Origin of the sequence: Nonomuraea sp. SBT364 (assembly GCF_001083785.1) — a bacterium.
Lineage (GTDB): Bacteria > Actinomycetota > Actinomycetes > Streptosporangiales > Streptosporangiaceae > Nonomuraea.
Map to the genome: position 1 here is coordinate 1 of NZ_LAVL01000172.1, position 17,030 is coordinate 17,030.

At 71.5% G+C, this 17,030-nt stretch carries 14 protein-coding genes; 8 read left to right on the top strand and 6 right to left on the bottom strand.

The window, feature by feature from the left end:
* Window positions 1-106: 106 nt before the first annotated feature.
* The 4 genes from ADY59_RS40130 to ADY59_RS40145 are packed head-to-tail and all read left to right on the top strand — an operon-like array spanning window position 107 to window position 3,906.
* A complete protein-coding gene (locus ADY59_RS40130) occupies window positions 107-1,048 on the top strand; it encodes a VWA domain-containing protein (RefSeq protein WP_049574308.1) in 942 nt (313 codons plus the stop codon).
* Window positions 1,027-1,893, top strand: coding sequence for a S1C family serine protease (locus tag ADY59_RS40135; RefSeq protein WP_231619121.1), 867 nt, complete (start codon window positions 1,027-1,029; stop codon window positions 1,891-1,893). The genes ADY59_RS40130 and ADY59_RS40135 overlap by 22 nt, the downstream gene beginning before the upstream one ends.
* 10 nt (window positions 1,894-1,903) lie before the next feature.
* Window positions 1,904-2,566, top strand: a complete 663-nt coding sequence (locus ADY59_RS40140; protein ID WP_049574313.1) for a response regulator transcription factor — start codon at window positions 1,904-1,906, stop codon at window positions 2,564-2,566.
* Window positions 2,563-3,906: a sensor histidine kinase gene (locus ADY59_RS40145; protein WP_063780933.1), complete on the top strand. Its 1,344-nt coding sequence runs from the start codon at window positions 2,563-2,565 to the stop codon at window positions 3,904-3,906. Before ADY59_RS40140 ends, ADY59_RS40145 begins: the two co-directional genes overlap by 4 nt.
* Here ADY59_RS40145 and ADY59_RS40150 read toward each other — a convergent pair.
* Complete coding sequence (locus ADY59_RS40150; protein ID WP_049574315.1) at window positions 3,899-4,315, bottom strand: hypothetical protein; 417 nt, start codon at window positions 4,313-4,315, stop codon at window positions 3,899-3,901. The genes ADY59_RS40145 and ADY59_RS40150 overlap by 8 nt on opposite strands.
* 311 nt (window positions 4,316-4,626) lie before the next feature.
* Here ADY59_RS40150 and ppdK point away from each other — a divergent pair, with 311 nt between their 5' ends.
* On the top strand, window positions 4,627-7,290 hold the full coding sequence (ppdK, locus tag ADY59_RS40155; protein ID WP_197094075.1) for a pyruvate, phosphate dikinase: 2,664 nt from the start codon (window positions 4,627-4,629) through the stop codon (window positions 7,288-7,290).
* A gap of 7 nt (window positions 7,291-7,297) precedes the next feature.
* Here ppdK and ADY59_RS40160 read toward each other — a convergent pair whose 3' ends face one another.
* Window positions 7,298-8,809 carry a M48 family metallopeptidase gene (locus tag ADY59_RS40160; RefSeq protein WP_049574320.1) on the bottom strand — a complete coding sequence of 504 codons (1,512 nt, stop codon included), beginning with the start codon at window positions 8,807-8,809 and terminating at the stop codon, window positions 7,298-7,300.
* A gap of 82 nt (window positions 8,810-8,891) precedes the next feature.
* Here ADY59_RS40160 and ADY59_RS40165 point away from each other — a divergent pair, with 82 nt between their 5' ends.
* Window positions 8,892-10,112, top strand: coding sequence for a deoxyguanosinetriphosphate triphosphohydrolase (locus tag ADY59_RS40165; protein ID WP_156326038.1), 1,221 nt, complete (start codon window positions 8,892-8,894; stop codon window positions 10,110-10,112).
* A 6-nt stretch (window positions 10,113-10,118) separates the two neighbouring features.
* On the opposite strand, the gene ADY59_RS40170 is transcribed toward ADY59_RS40165, so the two are convergent.
* Window positions 10,119-10,982, bottom strand: coding sequence for a M23 family metallopeptidase (locus ADY59_RS40170; RefSeq protein WP_049574339.1), 864 nt, complete (start codon window positions 10,980-10,982; stop codon window positions 10,119-10,121).
* Between the two features lie 214 nt (window positions 10,983-11,196).
* On the opposite strand from ADY59_RS40170, the gene dnaG reads away from it, so the two are divergent.
* Both dnaG and rpoD read left to right on the top strand, forming a co-directional pair.
* Window positions 11,197-13,038, top strand: coding sequence for a DNA primase (gene dnaG / locus ADY59_RS40175; protein ID WP_049574324.1), 1,842 nt, complete (start codon window positions 11,197-11,199; stop codon window positions 13,036-13,038).
* A 298-nt stretch (window positions 13,039-13,336) separates the two neighbouring features.
* Window positions 13,337-14,440 (top strand): RNA polymerase sigma factor RpoD, encoded by a 1,104-nt coding sequence (rpoD, locus tag ADY59_RS40180; protein ID WP_442937788.1) that lies wholly within the window; start codon window positions 13,337-13,339, stop codon window positions 14,438-14,440.
* Between the two features lie 52 nt (window positions 14,441-14,492).
* On the opposite strand, the gene ADY59_RS40185 is transcribed toward rpoD, so the two are convergent.
* The 3 genes from ADY59_RS40185 to ADY59_RS51945 all read right to left on the bottom strand — a co-directional run.
* Window positions 14,493-14,795, bottom strand: coding sequence for a hypothetical protein (locus ADY59_RS40185; protein ID WP_049574330.1), 303 nt, complete (start codon window positions 14,793-14,795; stop codon window positions 14,493-14,495).
* Window positions 14,796-14,888: 93 nt separating this feature from the next.
* A complete protein-coding gene (locus ADY59_RS40190; protein WP_049574333.1) occupies window positions 14,889-15,704 on the bottom strand; it encodes a transporter substrate-binding domain-containing protein in 816 nt (271 codons plus the stop codon).
* The coding region (locus ADY59_RS51945; RefSeq protein ID WP_053175588.1) for a hypothetical protein at window positions 15,701-17,030 on the bottom strand (1,330 nt) is incomplete at its 5' end. The genes ADY59_RS40190 and ADY59_RS51945, both read right to left, overlap by 4 nt.

Below are 17,030 nucleotides of genomic sequence, written 5' to 3' on the forward strand. Positions count from 1 at the left end.
GATGTGTATAAGAGCCCGAGGATGGACGCCCCGCCCTTCCCCTGGCAGGACCTGCTGGGGGACGGGTGGCCCCTTCCTCCGAAGGACCCGCAGGGGGTGATGCGGCGTGACGCTGATCTCGCCGATGTGGCTGCTGCTGCTCGTGCCCGTCGGGCTGCTCGCCGTGGTGTACGTGCTGGTGTCGGCGCGGCGCAGCGCGTACGCCGTCCGTTTCACGAACCTGGACCTGCTCGACAAGGTGGCCCCGCGCGGGCCGGGATGGCGCAGGCACGTGCCGGCCGCGCTGCTGCTGGGCGTGTTCGTGCTGCTGGTGGTCGGGTTCGCCAGGCCGACGGCCGAGGTGCGGGTGCCCAGGGAACGGGCGACGATCATGGTGGCGTTCGACGTGTCGGCGTCCATGGAGGCCACCGACGTGTCGCCGGACCGGTTCACCGCGGCCAGGCAGGCGGCCCGGCAGTTCGTGGACGGGCTGCCGGAGCGGTTCAACCTGGGGCTGGTCGCGTTCTCGTCGGACGCGTCCGTGGCGGTCCCGCCGACCACCGACCGGCAGGCCGTGGTGACCGCGCTCGACCGGCTGTCCACGTCCGCCGGCACCGCCATCGGCGAGGCCGTCCATGCGTCGCTGGAGGCGATCGCGTCGCTCGACACCGAGGAGGAGGCGCCGCCGGCGCACATCGTGCTGCTGTCGGACGGCTCCAGCACCACCGGCAGGACGGTCACCGAGGCGGCGGCCGAGGCGGCCTCGCGCGGCGTGCCCGTCACCACCATCGCGTACGGCACCCAGGAGGGCGTCATCGAGCTGCAGGGACGTCAGGTGCCGGTCCCGGTGGACGGCCCCGCGCTGCAGGACCTGGCGCGGACCGCCGGAGGCGGCTTCTACGAGGCGGCCAGCGGCGACGAACTGCAGGCCGTCTACGAGGACATCGGCACGTCGGTCGGCTACCGGACCGAGCGACAGGAGATTTGGCAGTGGTTCGTGGCGGCGGCGCTGGTGCTGGGACTGCTCGCGGCCGCGACCTCGATGCTGTGGTTCGCGAGGCTGCCATGATCGGGCTCGGCAGGCCCAGCGGGCCGGAATTCGTCACGCCGCCCCTGACACGTCCGGACGCATCGGTCATGCCCGGCGTCCGGGCGGCGCCCAGGCCGGCCGCGCCGCTCCGGGGCGGTCGTCTGCTGCTCACCGCCGTGCTGGTCGCGGCGGTCACCGGCGGCGCGGCCGGTCTGGCCGGTGCGGCGGTGTTCGCCGGCGGCGAGCGGCCGCCCCCGGCGGCCGCGCTGCCCAGGGCGGCGCCCGCCCCGGCGGGCAGCCTCCCCGGGATGAGCGCCACCGCCGCCCGGGTGCTGCCCAGCGTCGTCTCGATCGAGTTGCGGCGCGGCGGCGGTTCCGGGTTCGTGGTGGACGGCCGGGGCCACATCCTCACCAACGCGCACGTGGTGCGCGGCGAGAGCGACGTGACCGTGGTGCTCAGCGACGGCCGCAGGCTGGAGGCCCGGGTGCTCGGCGCCGACGACGACGAGGACCTGGCTGTGCTGGCGGTCGACGGCCTCGCCACACTCCCGCCCGCGACGCTCGGCCGCTCGGCCGAGCTGTCGGTGGGCGAGCAGGTGCTCGCCATCGGCTCGCCGCTCGGCCTGTCCGGTACGGTCACGGCCGGGATCGTCAGCGCCCTGGACCGGGAGGTGCGGCTCGGCGGCTCCGCCCGCACGGCCGTGCAGACGGACGCCTCGATCAACCCCGGCAACTCCGGCGGCCCGCTCGTCAACGCGCGCGGCGAGGTCGTCGGCGTGAACACGGCCATCGCGGCGGGCCGAGGCGGCGGCAACATCGGCATCGGCTTCGCCATCCCGATCGACCGCGCCGCGCCCATCGCGGAACGCATCATCCGAAACTAAGGTCCGAGGCATGCGATTGCTGGTGGTCGAGGACGAGGAGGACCTGGTCGACGCGCTGCGCGTCGGCCTGGTCCGGGCCGGATACGCCGTGGACGTCGCCTGCGACGCCCCCGCGGCGCAGGAGAAGCTCCAGGTCAACACCTACGACCTGGTGCTGCTCGACCTGAACCTGCCCGGCGGCGACGGCTTCCAGCTGTGCCGGGCGGCCAGGGCCGCGGGCAACGACGTGCGCATCATCATGGTCACCGCCCGCGACCGGCTCGACGACCGCGTACGCGGCCTCGACGAGGGCGCCGACGACTACCTGGTCAAGCCGTTCGCCTTCCCCGAACTGCTGGCCAGGGTCCGCGCGCTGCTCCGCCGGGACACCGGCGGCACCTCCGTCCTCGAAGTCGGGCTGCTGCGGATCGACACCGCGAGGATGGAGGTGTCGCTGGGCGGCCGGTCGCTGGCGCTCACCCCCAAGGAGTACGGGGTGCTGCACTACCTGATGACCCGGCCCGGCCACGTCGTCTCCAGCGAAGAACTGCTCGAACACGTCTGGGACGAGCACACCGACCCGTTCACCAACACCGTGCGGGTGACCGTCGGCAACCTGCGCCGCAAGCTGCAGGCGGACGGGCTCATCGAGACGGTGATCAGCCGGGGGTACCGGCTCAGGGAGCCCGCATGATCCACACCATCCGGTTCCGGCTGACCGTGCTCTACTCGGGGCTGCTGTTCCTGCTGGCGGCGCTGGTGCTCGGCGGCATCTACTACGCCGTCTCCCGGACGACCGAGCAGCGCTCGTACGCGACGGAGGTCGCCAAGGCGTATCGGAATGGCGAGTACCTGGGCAAGCGCCAGGTGGTCCTCATGGAGGAGGTGGAGAACGCGGTCAACGTGCGGACCATGGACACGCTGCGCGACTACTCCTTCTACACGCTGGGCGCGCTCTTCCTGGCGAGCCTCGGGATCGGCTGGATGCTGTCGGGGCGGGTGCTGCGGCCGGTCCGGTCGATCACCCGGACGACCGAGGAGATCCAGGCGACGGACCTGACACGGCGGATCACGCTCGGCGGGCCGAACGACGAGCTGAAGGATCTCGCCGACACCATCGACACCATGCTGGACCGGCTGGAGTCGGCGTTCCGGGCGCAGCGGCAGCTCATCGACGACGCCTCGCACGAGCTGCGCAGCCCGTTGACGATCATCCGGGCGAACGTGGACGCCGTGCTCCTGTCGCCGGAGGCCAGCGACGAGGAGCGGGTGCGCGCGGTGGCCATCGTGGACCGGGCGACGACCCGGATGACGCGGCTGGTGGAGGACCTGCTGGCTAGCGCCAGGCGGCAGGGCACCGCGTTCGCGGACGCCGACCTGGACCTGGCGCGGGTGGCGGGGGAGGCGTGCGAGGAGTACGGCGCGCTGGCCACGGCCCGCTCGCTCACCATCAGCCGCGAGCTGGCGCCGGGCCTGGAGATGACCGGCGACCAGGACGCGCTGCGCCGCGCGGTGGCCAACCTGCTGTCCAACGCCGTCCGGCTCACCGCGCCGGGCGGTCACGTCCGTGTCGGCGCCGGCCGCTGGGGCGCCCCCTGGAGCGCCTCCGAGCTCATGGACGACGGCTCGGCGACCGGCCACCCGTCACGCCTGGCCCGCCTGCGCCGCGCGGTCCGCCAGGACCCTGGCCGGTCGGTCCACCCGGAGCCCGGCCGGTCCGAGGACGGCGCTCCCGCCGGGCTCCGGCCGGAGGGCGTGGACAGCGGATGGCTGTGGGTGGCGGTGCGGGACGACGGCCCGGGGCTGGCGGAGGCCGATCAGGCGCGGGTGTTCGACAGGTTCTGGCGCGGGGAGGCCAGCCGGCGGGATCGGCACACCGGCCTGGGGCTGGCGATCGTGCGTCAGATCGTGGAGTCGCACGGCGGCAGGGTGGCGGTGTTCTCGCAGGTCGGCCGGGGCTCCACGTTCGTGCTGTGGCTGCCTGCCCGGGGCGCCACGCCGGGCCCGGCGCCGGAGGTGGACCCGCTCACTTGAGCACCCGCCCGACCAGTTCCCCCTTGCGCGGCACCGCGATGCAGTAGGCGGTGCGGTGCTTCGGCCACTCGTTCTCCAGCGGGAGCACGGCGGTGGCCACGACGAGGTGCCGTTTCGACGGGATGACCCGCATCTTGTCGGCGCACCACGCCCTGGACTTGCGCATCGCCTCGGTCTCACCCGGCCACGGGCCTTCGGGCAGCACGTAGATGGAGGAGAACTCGGCGGCGTGCGGCAGCCCGCACGGCACCAGCGTCGCGTGCAGGTCGCCGGAGACCTCCGCGATGCAGTCACCGGGACGCAACACGGTCAGATGGTGGCGCTCCCCGGACTGGGGGGTCGTGGCGGCGCAGGCGACCGCTCCCGCCAGGCAGACGGCGGCCGTCAGTCGGCGTGTCGTGGAAAGCACGGGGCTGAGGATCCCAGCCGCCGGTCACCGTGGGATCGCGGAGACGGGGCTGATCAATCACACTGCTGCCGCCGGCCGCCATGAGGGCCTCCCGTAGGGGGTGTGACCCGATTCGGCGTACGTTGTCGTAGATACTCGGGAATTGGTTTGAACCATTGGTATAAACCAATTGCCGAAGCTTGCCGAATATTGAGTGGATTAGACCTCTGTTTCGGTGTTGACCTGGGAAAACGATGGTTTATCCTAGGGGTGCAGTTTCATCATCAATTTCGCCGGTAGAGTCCCGGTCAGAAGCGTTGATTGGAGCTGTGGTGGCCAAGTACGTTTACGACTTCACCGAGGGCAACAGGAATCTCAAGGATCTCCTCGGCGGCAAGGGAGCCAACCTCGCCGAGATGACCAACCTGGGGCTGCCCGTCCCTCCCGGGTTCACCATCACGTCCGAGGCGTGCCGCCACTACCTGGCCGAGGGCGCCGTGCCCGACGGCCTGGAGGACGAGGTCGCCGCGCACCTGAGCGCACTGGAGGCCGGCATGGGCCGCAAGCTCGGCCAGGCCGACGACCCGCTGCTCGTCAGCGTCCGCTCCGGGGCCAAGTTCTCGATGCCCGGGATGATGGAGACGGTGCTCAACATCGGGCTCAACGACGAGTCCGTGCACGGCCTGGCCAAACAGTCGGGCGGCAACGAGCGCTTCGCCTGGGACTCCTACCGCAGGCTCATCCAGATGTTCGGCAAGACCGTGCTCGACATCGACGGCGCGTTGTTCGAGGACGCGCTCGACGCGCTCAAGGGCGACCGGCAGGACACCGACCTCGAAGCGGGCGAGCTGCAGGCGCTGGTCGAGACGTACAAGGGCATCGTGCGCGAGCGGACCGGCCGCGACTTCCCCGCCGACCCGCGCGAGCAGATGCGGCTGGCCGTCATGGCCGTCTTCGACTCGTGGAACGCTCCGCGCGCCATCCTCTACCGCCGCCAGGAACGCATCCCGGCCGACCTCGGCACCGCCGTCAACATCGTGGCCATGGTGTTCGGCAACTGCGGCGACGACTCAGGCACCGGCGTCGCCTTCACCCGCGACCCCGGCACCGGCCGGCAGGGCATCTACGGCGACTACCTGCAGAACGCCCAGGGCGAGGACGTGGTCGCCGGCATCCGCAACACGATCCCGCTGCAGAACCTCGAACGCCTCGACAAGCGCTCCTACGACGAGCTGCTGGCGATCATGGCGAAGCTGGAGAACCACTACCGGGACCTGTGCGACATCGAGTTCACGATCGAGCGCGGCAAGCTCTGGATGCTGCAGACCCGGGTGGGCAAGCGCACCGCCGCCGCCGCGTTCTGCATCGCCACCCAGCTCGTCGACCAGGGCCTCATCACGATGGACGAGGCCGTCACCCGGGTCACCGGCGACCAGCTCGCCCAGTTGATGTTCCCCCGTTTCGACGGCGGCGCCGAGAAGAAGAAGATCGCCAAGGGCATGAACGCCTCGCCCGGCGCGGCCGTCGGCCAGGCGGTGTTCTCCTCCGAGCGGGCCGTCGAGCTGGCCGGCCGGGGCGAGGACGTGATCCTGGTGCGCCGCGAGACCAACCCCGACGACCTGTCCGGCATGATCGCCGCCCGGGGCATCCTGACCAGCCGCGGCGGCAAGACCTCGCACGCGGCCGTGGTCGCCCGCGGCATGGGCAAGACCTGCGTGTGCGGCGCCGAGGAGCTCGACGTGTCCGTCTCCGAGGGCCGTTTCACCGCTCCCGGCGGCGTCGTGGTCTCCGAAGGCGACGTGATCTCCATCGACGGCAGCAGCGGCGAGATCTACCTCGGCGAGGTGCCCGTCGTCGACTCGGCCGTGGTCGAGTACTTCGAGGGCGCGACGCGGAGCCGGGGGCGCGACCGTCAGGGACAGCCGGAGGACGACCTCGTCGCGGCCGTCGACCGGATCATGCGGCACGCCGACTCCGTGCGCCGCCTGGGCGTGCGGGCCAACGCCGACACCCCGGACGACTCCGCCCGCGCCCGTCGCTTCGGCGCCGAGGGCGTCGGGCTGTGCCGCACCGAGCACATGTTCCTCGGCGAGCGCAGGCAGCTCGTGGAGGACCTGGTGCTGGCCTCCGGCGACGAGGAGCGCCAGGCCGCGCTCGACGCGCTGGAGCCGCTCCAGAAGGCCGACTTCGCGGAGATCTTCCGGGGGATGGACGGGCTGCCGGTGACGATCCGGCTCATCGACCCGCCGCTGCACGAGTTCCTGCCCGACATGGTGGAGCTGTCGGTCAAGGCCGCCACCGGCGAGGCCACCGACAAGGACCGCGCCCTGCTGGCCGCCGTCAAGAGACTGCACGAGCAGAACCCCATGCTCGGCCTGCGCGGCGTACGGCTCGGCCTGGTCATCCCCGGGCTGTTCGCCATGCAGGTACGGGCCATCGCCCAGGCGGCCCGCGAGGTGCCGGGAGCCAGGCCGGAGATCATGATCCCGCTCGTCGCCGCCGTACAGGAACTGGAGGCCGTCCGCGAGGAAGCCGCCGCGATCCTCGCCGAGGCCGGTGTGGAGGCCCTGATCGGCACCATGGTCGAGACCCCGCGCGCCGCGCTCACCGCCGGGCAGGTGGCCGAGGCCGCCGAGTTCTTCTCCTTCGGCACCAACGACCTCACCCAGATGGCCTGGGGGTTCTCCCGGGACGACGTGGAGGCCTCGTTCTTCTCCCGCTACCTGGAGCTGGGCATCTTCGGCGTCTCCCCGTTCGAGACGCTCGACCGCGACGGCGTCGGCCGGATGGTGGCCCTGGCGGTCCAGGAGGGGCGGGCGGCCCGGCCCGGGATCAAGGTCGGCATCTGCGGCGAGCACGGCGGCGACCCTGACTCGGTGCACTTCTGCCACGACATCGGGCTCGACTACGTCTCGTGCTCGCCGTTCCGCATCCCGGTGGCCCGCCTGGAAGCGGGCCGCGCGGCGCTGAGCGACAGCGAGTCCGACTCGCGCTAGCCGGGTATCAGACCGGCGCCACGGGCGCCGGTACAGCCTGCTCGGCGCCCGGCGGGACGTAGTCGTGGGGCACGCCCTGGTCGCCGAGCCAGGACCGCAGGCCGGTGACGGCGGCCGGGTTGGCGGCGACCTGGGCCGCGTACTCGGCCAGCGCCGCCTCCTCGCCGTCGTCGTAGAGCAGCTTGGCCGGGCCTCCCCACGACAGCGACCAGCGGGCCTGGCCGTGCTGGATGAGCACCGCCTCCAGCGCCAGCCTCAGCACGGTGGCCAGCACCGGCCCCTCCGACTCCCAGCCGGAGGCGCGCAGCCGCTCCTCCAGCTCGCCCTGCCTGCCCCGGGCGATGGCCTCGAACGCCGCGTCGAGGTAGGGCCGGCTCGCCCCCATGACCTGCCCGCCGGCCGTCGCCAGGTCGTGCAGCGCGCCCGCGTTGCGGACCGCGTACATGCCCTCGGCGACGAGCTCGTCCCACGACGCCGGCCGCAGCTCCGTCAGCGCCTTCGGCGTCCACATCGACTCCTCGACGGCGTGCGCGGCCACGTTGGCGTCACGCAGCAGCGTCAGCGCCGAGCGCGGGTCGGGCACGTGCTCCGGCTCCGGCAGCAGCTCGATCGCCGCCAGCCGCTCGGCCAGGCTCGGGTGCGAGTCGTACGGGGACGTCTCCTGCGGCTGCTCGCCCAGCCGGGCCAGCTCGGCCTGCCGGGCCGGGTCGTTCAGCAGCGAGTAGAAGCCGCCGAACACCGCCGCGGGCCGGCACCCGCCGGCCCCCGTCAGCGCCAGGTAGCCGTCGGTGTAGAGGTCCCACGCGATCGCCGTGTGGTGAATCTTGCGCAGCGCCTGCGCCATGGCCTGCCGGCCGCCGATCGCGACCGCGTGCTGGTCGGCCTCCAGCTCCTGCCGGCGCGAGACCGCCTGCGAGATGCGCAGATAGAGCTTGGCGTAGACGGCGAACACCTTCTGGATGATCGGGTGCCTGCCGAGATGCCCGACGGTCGCGATGAGCGAGACGCGGCCCCGGTAGACCGGCGCGCCCAGGCGGGTGTGAGAGCCGCTGTAGTGGCCCAGCTCGTGCCCGAGCACCGCGCGCATCTCGTCCACCGTCAGCGTCTGCAGCAGCGGCAGCCCGACGTACATGCGCCGCCGGGTGGCCACCAGCCCGAGGAACCTGGTGTCCTCGGCCACGGCCGCGTTCACCTCGGGCACCAGGCGGATCTCGTCCGGCGGCGCGGTGCGTACCCGGCGGGCCAGGTCCTCGACCGTCTGCCAGAGCACCGGCTCGTGCTCGCGCGACACCGCCACGCCCGGCTCGTCGCCGCCGCGCCGCCGGCTCACCATGATCAGCGCCTGCACGAGCGCCGCGGCGGCGAGCGTCAGCACGATCGCCGCCCGCAGAGCGTTGGCGTGGAAGTCGATGACGAGCAGCACGTCGAACACGAGCGCCGCCGTCACGACCGTGCCCACCAGCACGTAGAAACCGGCGAGCAGGGTGAAGGCCAGCACGGCCCGGAACGCAGTCGTCATGAGGGGAGGGCTCCCGGGGAAGGGGGTTCTCGCGAGGCTTGACACTAGCGGAGACCGGAATCTGGATAAAATCACTGCACTTATGGCCGCCTACGACACCCATGATCAGGCACGCTGGGTCCCGGAGCCGCCGGGCAACCCGGAGCGCAGCCCGTTCGAGCGCGATCGCGCCCGCGTCCTGCACAGCTCCGCGCTGCGCAGGCTGGCCGCCAAGACCCAGGTCGTCGGGCCGGGCGAGACGCTCGGCGGCGGCCAGCACGTGCCGCGCACCCGCCTGACCCACTCGCTGGAGTGCGGCCAGGTCGGCAGGGAGATGGGCGCCACCCTCGGCGTCGACCCCGACCTGGTGGAGACGGCCTGCCTGGCGCACGATCTGGGCCATCCGCCGTTCGGCCACAACGGCGAGGTCGCGCTCAACGCCCTCGCGGCAGGCTGCGGCGGGTTCGAGGGCAACGCGCAGAGCCTGCGCCTGCTCACCCGGCTGGAGGCCAAGGTGATCGCCGCCGACGGCACCAGCGCCGGGCTCAACCTGACCAGGGCCGCGCTCGACGCCTCCGTCAAATACCCGTGGACCTGCGACAAGTCGGCCAAGTTCGGCGTCTACGACGACGACCTGCCGGTCTTCAGGTGGATCAGGGAGGGGGCGCCCGAGTGCCGGGTCAGCTTCGAGGCGCAGATCATGGACTGGGCCGACGACGTCGCCTACTCGGTGCACGACCTGGAGGACGCGCTGCACTCCGGCCACGTCACCCCCGAGGCGCTCCAGTCACCCGCCGAGCGCGCGCAGGTGTGCGAGATCACCCGCACCTGGTACGCGCCCGGCGCCGACCTCGCCGAGCTGGAGGAGGTCTTCGCCGGCCTGGTGGCCGAGCCGCTCTGGCCACGCCGCTTCGCGGCCACGTTCGCCGACCTGGCCGGGCTCAAGGCCCTCACCAGCGGCCTCATCGGCCGCTTCTGCCGCGCCGCGCAGAGCGCCACCATCGGCGCGTACGGGCCGCGCCACCGCGCCGACCTGCTCGTGCCGGAGACCACCCGGCTGGAGTGCGCCCTGCTCAAGGGCATCACCGCCCACTACGTGATGACCACCGAGGACCACCACGCCACCCAGGCCAGGCAGCGCGACCTGATCACCGAGCTGGCCTCCCTCATCACGCTGGGCGCGCCCGCCACACTGGAGCCCGCCCTCCGCCCCGCCTACCTGGAGGCGTGCGACGACGCGGCCCGGGTCAGGGTCGTCATCGACCAGATCGCCTCGCTCACCGACACCTCCGCCGTCAGCTGGCACCGGCGGCTGACGCGCTGACCGGCGTCACTGCAGGCTGCCCGGGTTGCCCGACGGGTTGAGGGTGAACGGGTCCTCGTCGTCGGGCTTGGGCGACTTCGTGGCCTTGGGCGCCTTCTTCGACGCGCACAGGATCGTGCAGCGCGGCGCCTCGCCCAGCTTGGCGCGCAGCGCTAGCGTCTCCTCCTTGGGCGACAGCGTCCGGTTGCCCGACAGCCAGGCGTCCAGGTAGTCCCACGGCTCGACCATGCCCCGGCGCACCCACCACAGCGACGGGCCGGTCTTCCAGGAGATCGCGAAGTAGAGATTGGGCCCGGTGGCGCGGGCGTTGCCCGAGTTGCCCACCTGCCCCAGCAACTGCCCGCCGGAGACCCGGACGCCCGGCCTGATCCCGTCGGCGACGCCGTCGAGATGGCCGCCGAGGTAGCGGACGCCGTCGTCGCCGATGATCGAGACGAACCTGCCCTCCCGGTGCGCGCCCGCGTCGGTGGACGGCAGCCAGCGGTTGCGCGTGTTGACCTCGTCCACGACGCCGCTCACCGGCGCCACGAACGCGCATCCCTCGGCCGCCCAGATCGTCGTCTTGGGCAGCACCAGCAGCCTGCGCTGGTAGGTCACCTTGCAGCCCCTGACCGGGAACGTGTAGGTGTACTTGGACAGCTTGGGCGGCGGCACCCGCACCGGGTCGTCGCCCTCGGGGGCGCGCACCGACGCCTGCCGCTCGGGCGTCGGCGCCGGGATCGTCGCGGTCACGGCCGCCGAGCCGGGCGTGCCGGGCGTGCCGGCCGAAGCCGGCGACTGCGCGCTGACGCCGGCGACGCCGGTCGCCGGGCTGCACGCGGCCACCGCGAGCAGGGCAGCCGTCACCGCCACCCACCGTGTGCTCCGCATGATCTCCACCCGCGTCACCGTATCCGACCCCAACCTTTACCTTTGTAGCCGACGGGGGGCGTTCTCATAACAGCTTTCCCGCTATCGGATGCTGTCCAGTCACCAGAGTGTGAGGGTGCCGGACGGTGTCCAGTCACCAGAGTGTGAGGGTGCCGGACGGTGTCCCGCTCGCCTGAGGGGAGAGTCTGTCGGGGGAGCCGAATAGACTCACCGCGTGGCTGGCCGGATCCGTGATGTCGACATCGCCCTCGTACGCGAGCGTTCCCCCATCGCCGACGTGATCGGCGAGCACATCCAGTTGCGCAACGCGGGCGGGGGCAACCTCAAGGGGTTGTGCCCGTTCCACGACGAGAAGAGCCCGTCGTTCAACGTCACGCCCGAGCGCGGCATGTTCTTCTGCTTCGGCTGCTCCGAGGGCGGCGACGTGATCACGTTCGTCGAGAAGATCGAGCACCTGTCGTTCGGCGAGGCCGTCGAGCGGCTCGACCAGCGGGCCGGCATCCAGCTGCAGTACGAGCAGGGCGGCTACGTGCCGCGGCGCGACCACGGGGAGCGGGCCCGGCTGATCGAGGCGCACAAGGCCGCCGCCGAGTTCTACTCCGACAAGCTGTTCGGCCCCGACGCGGCCGCCGGGCGGCGGTTCCTGTCCGAGCGGGGCTTCGAGCGGGCCGACGCCGAGATGTTCGGCGTCGGCTACGCCCCCAACGAGTGGGAGGCGCTGGCCCGTCACCTGATGGCGCGTGGCTTCAGCGCCGACGAGCTGGTCAAGGGCGGGCTGGCCAAGCAGGGGCGGCGCGGGCCGATCGACCGGTTCCGCGGGCGGCTCATGTGGCCGATCCGCGACGCCACAGGCGACGTGATCGGGTTCGGCGCGCGCAAGCTGATCGACGCCGACGACGGCCCCAAATACCTCAACACCCCCGATTCGCCGCTCTACAAGAAGAGCCAGGTGCTCTACGGCCTCGACCTGGCCAAGCGCGAGATCTCCAAGCGTGCCCAGGCGGTCATCGTCGAGGGCTACACCGACGTGATGGCCTGCCACCTGGCCGGGGTGCCGACCGCGGTGGCGACCTGCGGCACCTCCTTCGGCGAGGAGCACATCAAGATCCTGCGCCGGTTCCTGCTCGACCAGGCCGAGTTCCGCGGCGAGGTGGTCTTCACCTTCGACGGCGACGCCGCCGGCCAGAAGGCGGCGCTGCGCGCGTTCGCCGACGACCAGAAGTTCGTCACCCAGACGTACGTGGCGGTCCAGGCCGACGGGCTCGACCCGTGCGACCTGCGGATCAAGCAGGGCGACGCGGCCGTGCGCGACCTGATCGCCGGGCGCGAGCCGCTGTTCCAGTTCGCCATCCGCAGCACCATCGCCCGCTACGACCTGCGCAGCAACGAGGGCAAGATCGCGGCGCTCGACGCGGCGGCGCCCATCGTGGCCGGGATCAAGGACGCCGGGCTGCGCAAGCGCTACGCGATCGACCTCGACCGGTGGCTCGGCTTCATGGACGAGCGGTTCGTCATCCAGCGCATCTCCGACGCCGCCCAGACCCAGCAGGGCCGCCCGCAGCGCGCCCCCAGGCCCGCGCCCGTCGATCCCAACGTGCGGGTGGAGGCCGAGCTGCTGAAGCTCGCGGTGCAGCGTCCGGCGCTGCTCGGGCCGCGCTTCGACGCCCTCGACCCGCAGGCGTTCACCGCCCCCGAGCACCTCGCCCTGCACCAGGTCATCGTGGCGGCGGGCGGCCTGGCCTCGGCCGGGCCGGGCGGGCGCGGCTGGGTCGACCGGCTGGTGGAGCACGCCCACGCCGAGGGCGCACGCGCGCTGGTCACCAGGTTCGCCGTGGAGGCGATCCAGGCCGATTCGCACGCCGAGGAGCGCTACGCCGCCGCCATGCTGGCCGCCATCGAGGCCATCGCGGTCGACCGGGCCATCGCCCAGGTGAAGTCGCGCATCCAGCGGCTCAACCCGGTCGAAGAGCAGCAGGAGTACAACCGCCTGTTCGGTGAGCTGGTCGCCTTGGAGCAGCAGCGCCGCGTCCTGCGTGATCGCGCCGCCGGAAGTTGAAAGATCCTTTTACCACGGTAAATCCGGGTGGTTGAGTGGGAATCGTCGGGAGCCGTCCGGGCAGGCAGATCACGGTGCCCGGCCTGGGGGGACGCCGGGCACGTCAATCCGCAACGCGTAATTGACTTTACTTTCCTGATCAAACTCCGGCTAAACCTTAAAGGGATCTCAATTCCGTAAGGGTGACACCCTTACCTTCAGTGCCAAAAATGGGTCTGCCATTTTATGGAAGCAATACTGCAGACTGTCTCCCGTGGGTGCATCGGTGCTGTCAAGTGGACCGCCATCCGTAGACCAGGTGGCGGACCTCGTCGCGAAGGGAAGGGAGCGCGGAAGCGTAACCGTCGATGACGTCGCAGCCGCGCTCGACCGATCCGAGCTACCGTCTGACGCGCTGGAACGCGTCGTGCGGATGCTCGCCGAGAACGGTGTGGAGGTCCTCGAGCCCCAGGGCGACGAGGAGACCACCCGCACCGATGAGGAAGACGTAGGCAAGCGGGCGCCGACCAGCGATCTGGTCCGTATCTATCTGCGGGAGATCGGCCGTGTGCCACTGCTGACAGCCGAAGAGGAGGTGGAGCTCGCCAAGTCGATCGAAGCCGGCCTGTTCGCCGAGGACAAGCTCGGCAACGGGGTCTCGCGTCTGGCCTTCCCCGAATTCAGGGAGCTCGTCTGGCAGGGCACCCGGGCCAAACAACGTCTCATCGAGGCGAACCTGCGGCTCGTGGTGTCGATAGCGAAACGGTATGTCGGGCGCGGCATGCTCTTCCTGGACCTCATCCAGGAAGGCAACCTCGGCCTGATCCGCGCGGTGGAGAAGTTCGACTACACCAAGGGCTACAAGTTCTCCACCTACGCCACCTGGTGGATCCGCCAGGCGATCACCCGGGCGATCGCCGACCAGGCGCGGACCATCCGCATTCCCGTGCACATGGTGGAGACCATCAACAAGCTCGTCCGCGTGCAGCGCCAGCTCCACCAGGACCTCGGCCGCGAGCCGGTGCCGGAGGAGATCGCCCAGGAGATGGACCTGCCCGTCGACCGGGTCGTGGAGATCCAGCGGATCGCCCAGGAGCCGGTGTCGCTGCAGTCTCCCATCGGCGAGGAGGACTCCGACCTCGGCGACTTCATCGAGGACGCCGACGCGGTGGTGCCGATGGAGGCGGCCGCCTTCATCATGCTGCAGGATCAGCTCGACGACATCCTGGCGACGCTGTCCGACCGTGAGCAGCGCATCATCCAGCTCCGCTTCGGCCTGGCCGACGGGCATCCGCGCACGCTGGAGGAGGTGGGCAGGGAGTTCGGCGTCACGCGGGAGCGCATCCGCCAGATCGAGTCGAAGACCCTGGCCAAGCTCCGTCATCCGACGAGGGCACAGATGCTGCGCGACTATCTGGACTGACAGGTGCGGCCGCTCGGGCCGGCGCTCCCGCGGGGGCGCCGGCCCGAGGCTGTCAGCAGCTGTTGGCGCCGTCGAAGGTCCTGATGCCGCGCGGCACCTGGGAGGAGATCGTCTGCCCCGGGTCGACGGTGAAGCAGGCGCCATCGGTGCCGCGCGCCCAGACGATCTTCAGCCGCAGCCGCTTGCCGCAGTCGTTGCGGGCGTAGCCGGTCTTGGTGACGCGGCCCGTGCTCTGCCAGACGGCCACGCACTCGGGCGCGTTGCCCGCCGGCGCGGCCAGGGCCGGCGCCGCGGGGGCCAGGGCGCCGCACACGAGCGCGGCCGCGGTGAGGGAGGTTCGGGTGAACGGGTGCATGTAGCGGTGTTCCTTTCGCCGACGACTGACCGCTACAGAGTGCCCACTCAGCGTGACCGATCTCCCGGAGACTCCCTGCTGGAGCACCAACGTTTACGAGCAGCCCTCGAACTGCGGGACGGCGACCCTGCCGATCGTCAGCCCGGTGTCGCCGAACCACTTCTTCAGCAGCCGCGCGGCGGTGCCGTCCTGGTACATGTCGGTGATCGCCCGGTTGACCTCCTCGCATCCGGCGACATCGCCCTTGTGCAGGCCCACGCCGGTGCGCTGCTCGTTGAACTGGGTGCCGACCAGGCGCAGCCCGCCGCCGTCCCGCGAGGCCAGGCCCGCGAGGATGACGTCGTTGGTGGTGATGGCGTCGACCTCGTTCGCCTTCAGCGCCACCATGCAGGCGGCGTAGTCCTTGAACGGCCGCACCTGCGCCGCAACCTTGCGCTCCTCCACCACCCGCTGCGCCGCGTTGGAGCCAGTCACCTCGCAGATGCGCCGGCCCGCGAGGTCGCGCACGTTGCCGATGCCGCCCTCGTCCGGCCGCACCAGGATGTCCTGGTAGGAGATGTGGTACGGGCCCGCGAACAGCACGGTGTCCTTGCGGTCCTGGCTGATGGTGAACGTGGCCACGACGAGGTCGGCCCGGCCGTCGACCAGCACGTCGTCCCGGTCGTCGGCCAGCACGCCCAGCAGTTCGACGTCCTTGCCCAGCTTCCTGGCGATGTAGCGGGCGACCTCGACGTCGTACCCCTCGAACGAGCCGTCCTGCTTGCGGAAGCCCACCAGGGGCAGGTCGGGGCGGACGCCGATGACGAGCCGCTCCTTGTCCAGGATGCTCTCCCGCTCGCCGCCGCCCACGCCGCAGGAGGCGGCGAGCAACGCGATCACGGCCAGGGCCACCGGCAGCAGCCGCTTCATCGATACTCCCTCAGCCGTGGCCACACCCCGGCGACGAGCAGCACGCCGATGCCGCCGATCGCGAACGGGAGCAGCCGCCACAGGTTGTCCAGCGCGCCCTGGCCGGCGCCGACCGCCTGCTCGAACATCGTCTGGTGCCGGGCGGCCAGTGTCACCAGTTCCTTGTCGTAGGCGTCGAACGAGTCGCGCACCGGGCCGAGCCGGGCCGCGACGGCGGCGCCTTCCCTGCCCTGCGCCACCATCGCGCGCAGGCTCTCGTCGTCCCTCTGGAACTTCACCCAGGCGTCGAGCGCGGCCCTGCCGCGGTCGCCGCTGAGCTGCAGGCCCAGCAGGCCGCGGAAGTTCTCCTCGCGCCTGGTCACGGCGGCGTGGTAGTTCTCCAGGTTGCCCGCTTCGAGGTAGAGCAGCCGCTGCGCCTTGTCCAGGTAGGTGTGCTCGTAGGTGTCGGCCCGCTCCTTGTCGAGCAGGAACCGGCTCTGGTCGCCCTGCATGCTGTTGCTGATCGCGCGGGCCTTGGCCAGGGTGACGATGGAGTCGAAGCCCTCCTCCTTGGCCGTGCGCAGGTGGTCGAGGTCCTGCTGGAGCGCCGTCGCCCCGGACACCATCGCCACCAGCGTCACCACGGTGGCGGCCAGCAGCGCCGGGCCGAACACCCGGCGGAAGCGCCGGGCCAGGAAGACCTGCAGCCAGGCCAGGCAGCCGATCGCCAGCATCCCGGCGGCCACCACCGCCCATCTGAGCAGGGGCAGCGTCACCGTCTTGTCGTCGTAGGTGCGCCGCACGATCGTGCCGCTCTCCAGCGTCAGGTTGTACGCCTGCGGGAGCAGCACCTGACGCATCAGGTCCGTCGCCTCCCGGTAGACGCTCACCACGCCGGCGGGCGGCGGACCGGCGGCGTGCCCGGACTGCTCGTCGAGCAGCAGCGCCCGCGCGGCCAGCCGCTCGTAGCGGCCCAGCCCGTCCAGCACCGACTCGATCGTGCGCCGCTCGGACGGGTCGTCGCCGGCCAGCTCGAACGCCTTCAGCAGCGCCTGGTTGGCGACCGTGCGCTGCTGCTCGTACCGGGTGATGGCGGCCTGGCGGCGGGCGTCGTCGCCGCTGCCCATCACGAGCACGTCGGCGATCTGGGCGTCCATGTCGCTGAGCCCGAAGTAGAGCCCGGCGGTGGCGACGACCTGGGGGCCGGCGTCGCGGCCGATCACCCGAAGGCCGTCGCCGGCGGTCGCGCCGCCCGCCGCGACCGCCGCGAACAGCAGCGCCAGTGCCGCCGCCGCGACGCCGGTCAGGACCCTGATGCTGTCTCTTATACCAATCTGACGCTGCCGA

Bases quoted from the DNA above. Each gene is read 5' to 3' on its own strand.
- ADY59_RS40140 (WP_049574313.1), top strand. From the start codon at position 1,904: ATGCGATTGCTGGTGGTCGAGGACGAGGAGGACCTGGTCGACGCGCTG.
- ADY59_RS40145 (WP_063780933.1), top strand. From the start codon at position 2,563: ATGATCCACACCATCCGGTTCCGGCTGACCGTGCTCTACTCGGGGCTG.
- ADY59_RS40160 (WP_049574320.1), bottom strand. From the start codon at position 8,809: ATGACGACTGCGTTCCGGGCCGTGCTGGCCTTCACCCTGCTCGCCGGT.
- ADY59_RS40165 (WP_156326038.1), top strand. From the start codon at position 8,892: ATGGCCGCCTACGACACCCATGATCAGGCACGCTGGGTCCCGGAGCCG.
- ADY59_RS40170 (WP_049574339.1), bottom strand. From the start codon at position 10,982: ATGCGGAGCACACGGTGGGTGGCGGTGACGGCTGCCCTGCTCGCGGTG.
- ADY59_RS40185 (WP_049574330.1), bottom strand. From the start codon at position 14,795: ATGCACCCGTTCACCCGAACCTCCCTCACCGCGGCCGCGCTCGTGTGC.
- ADY59_RS40190 (WP_049574333.1), bottom strand. From the start codon at position 15,704: ATGAAGCGGCTGCTGCCGGTGGCCCTGGCCGTGATCGCGTTGCTCGCC.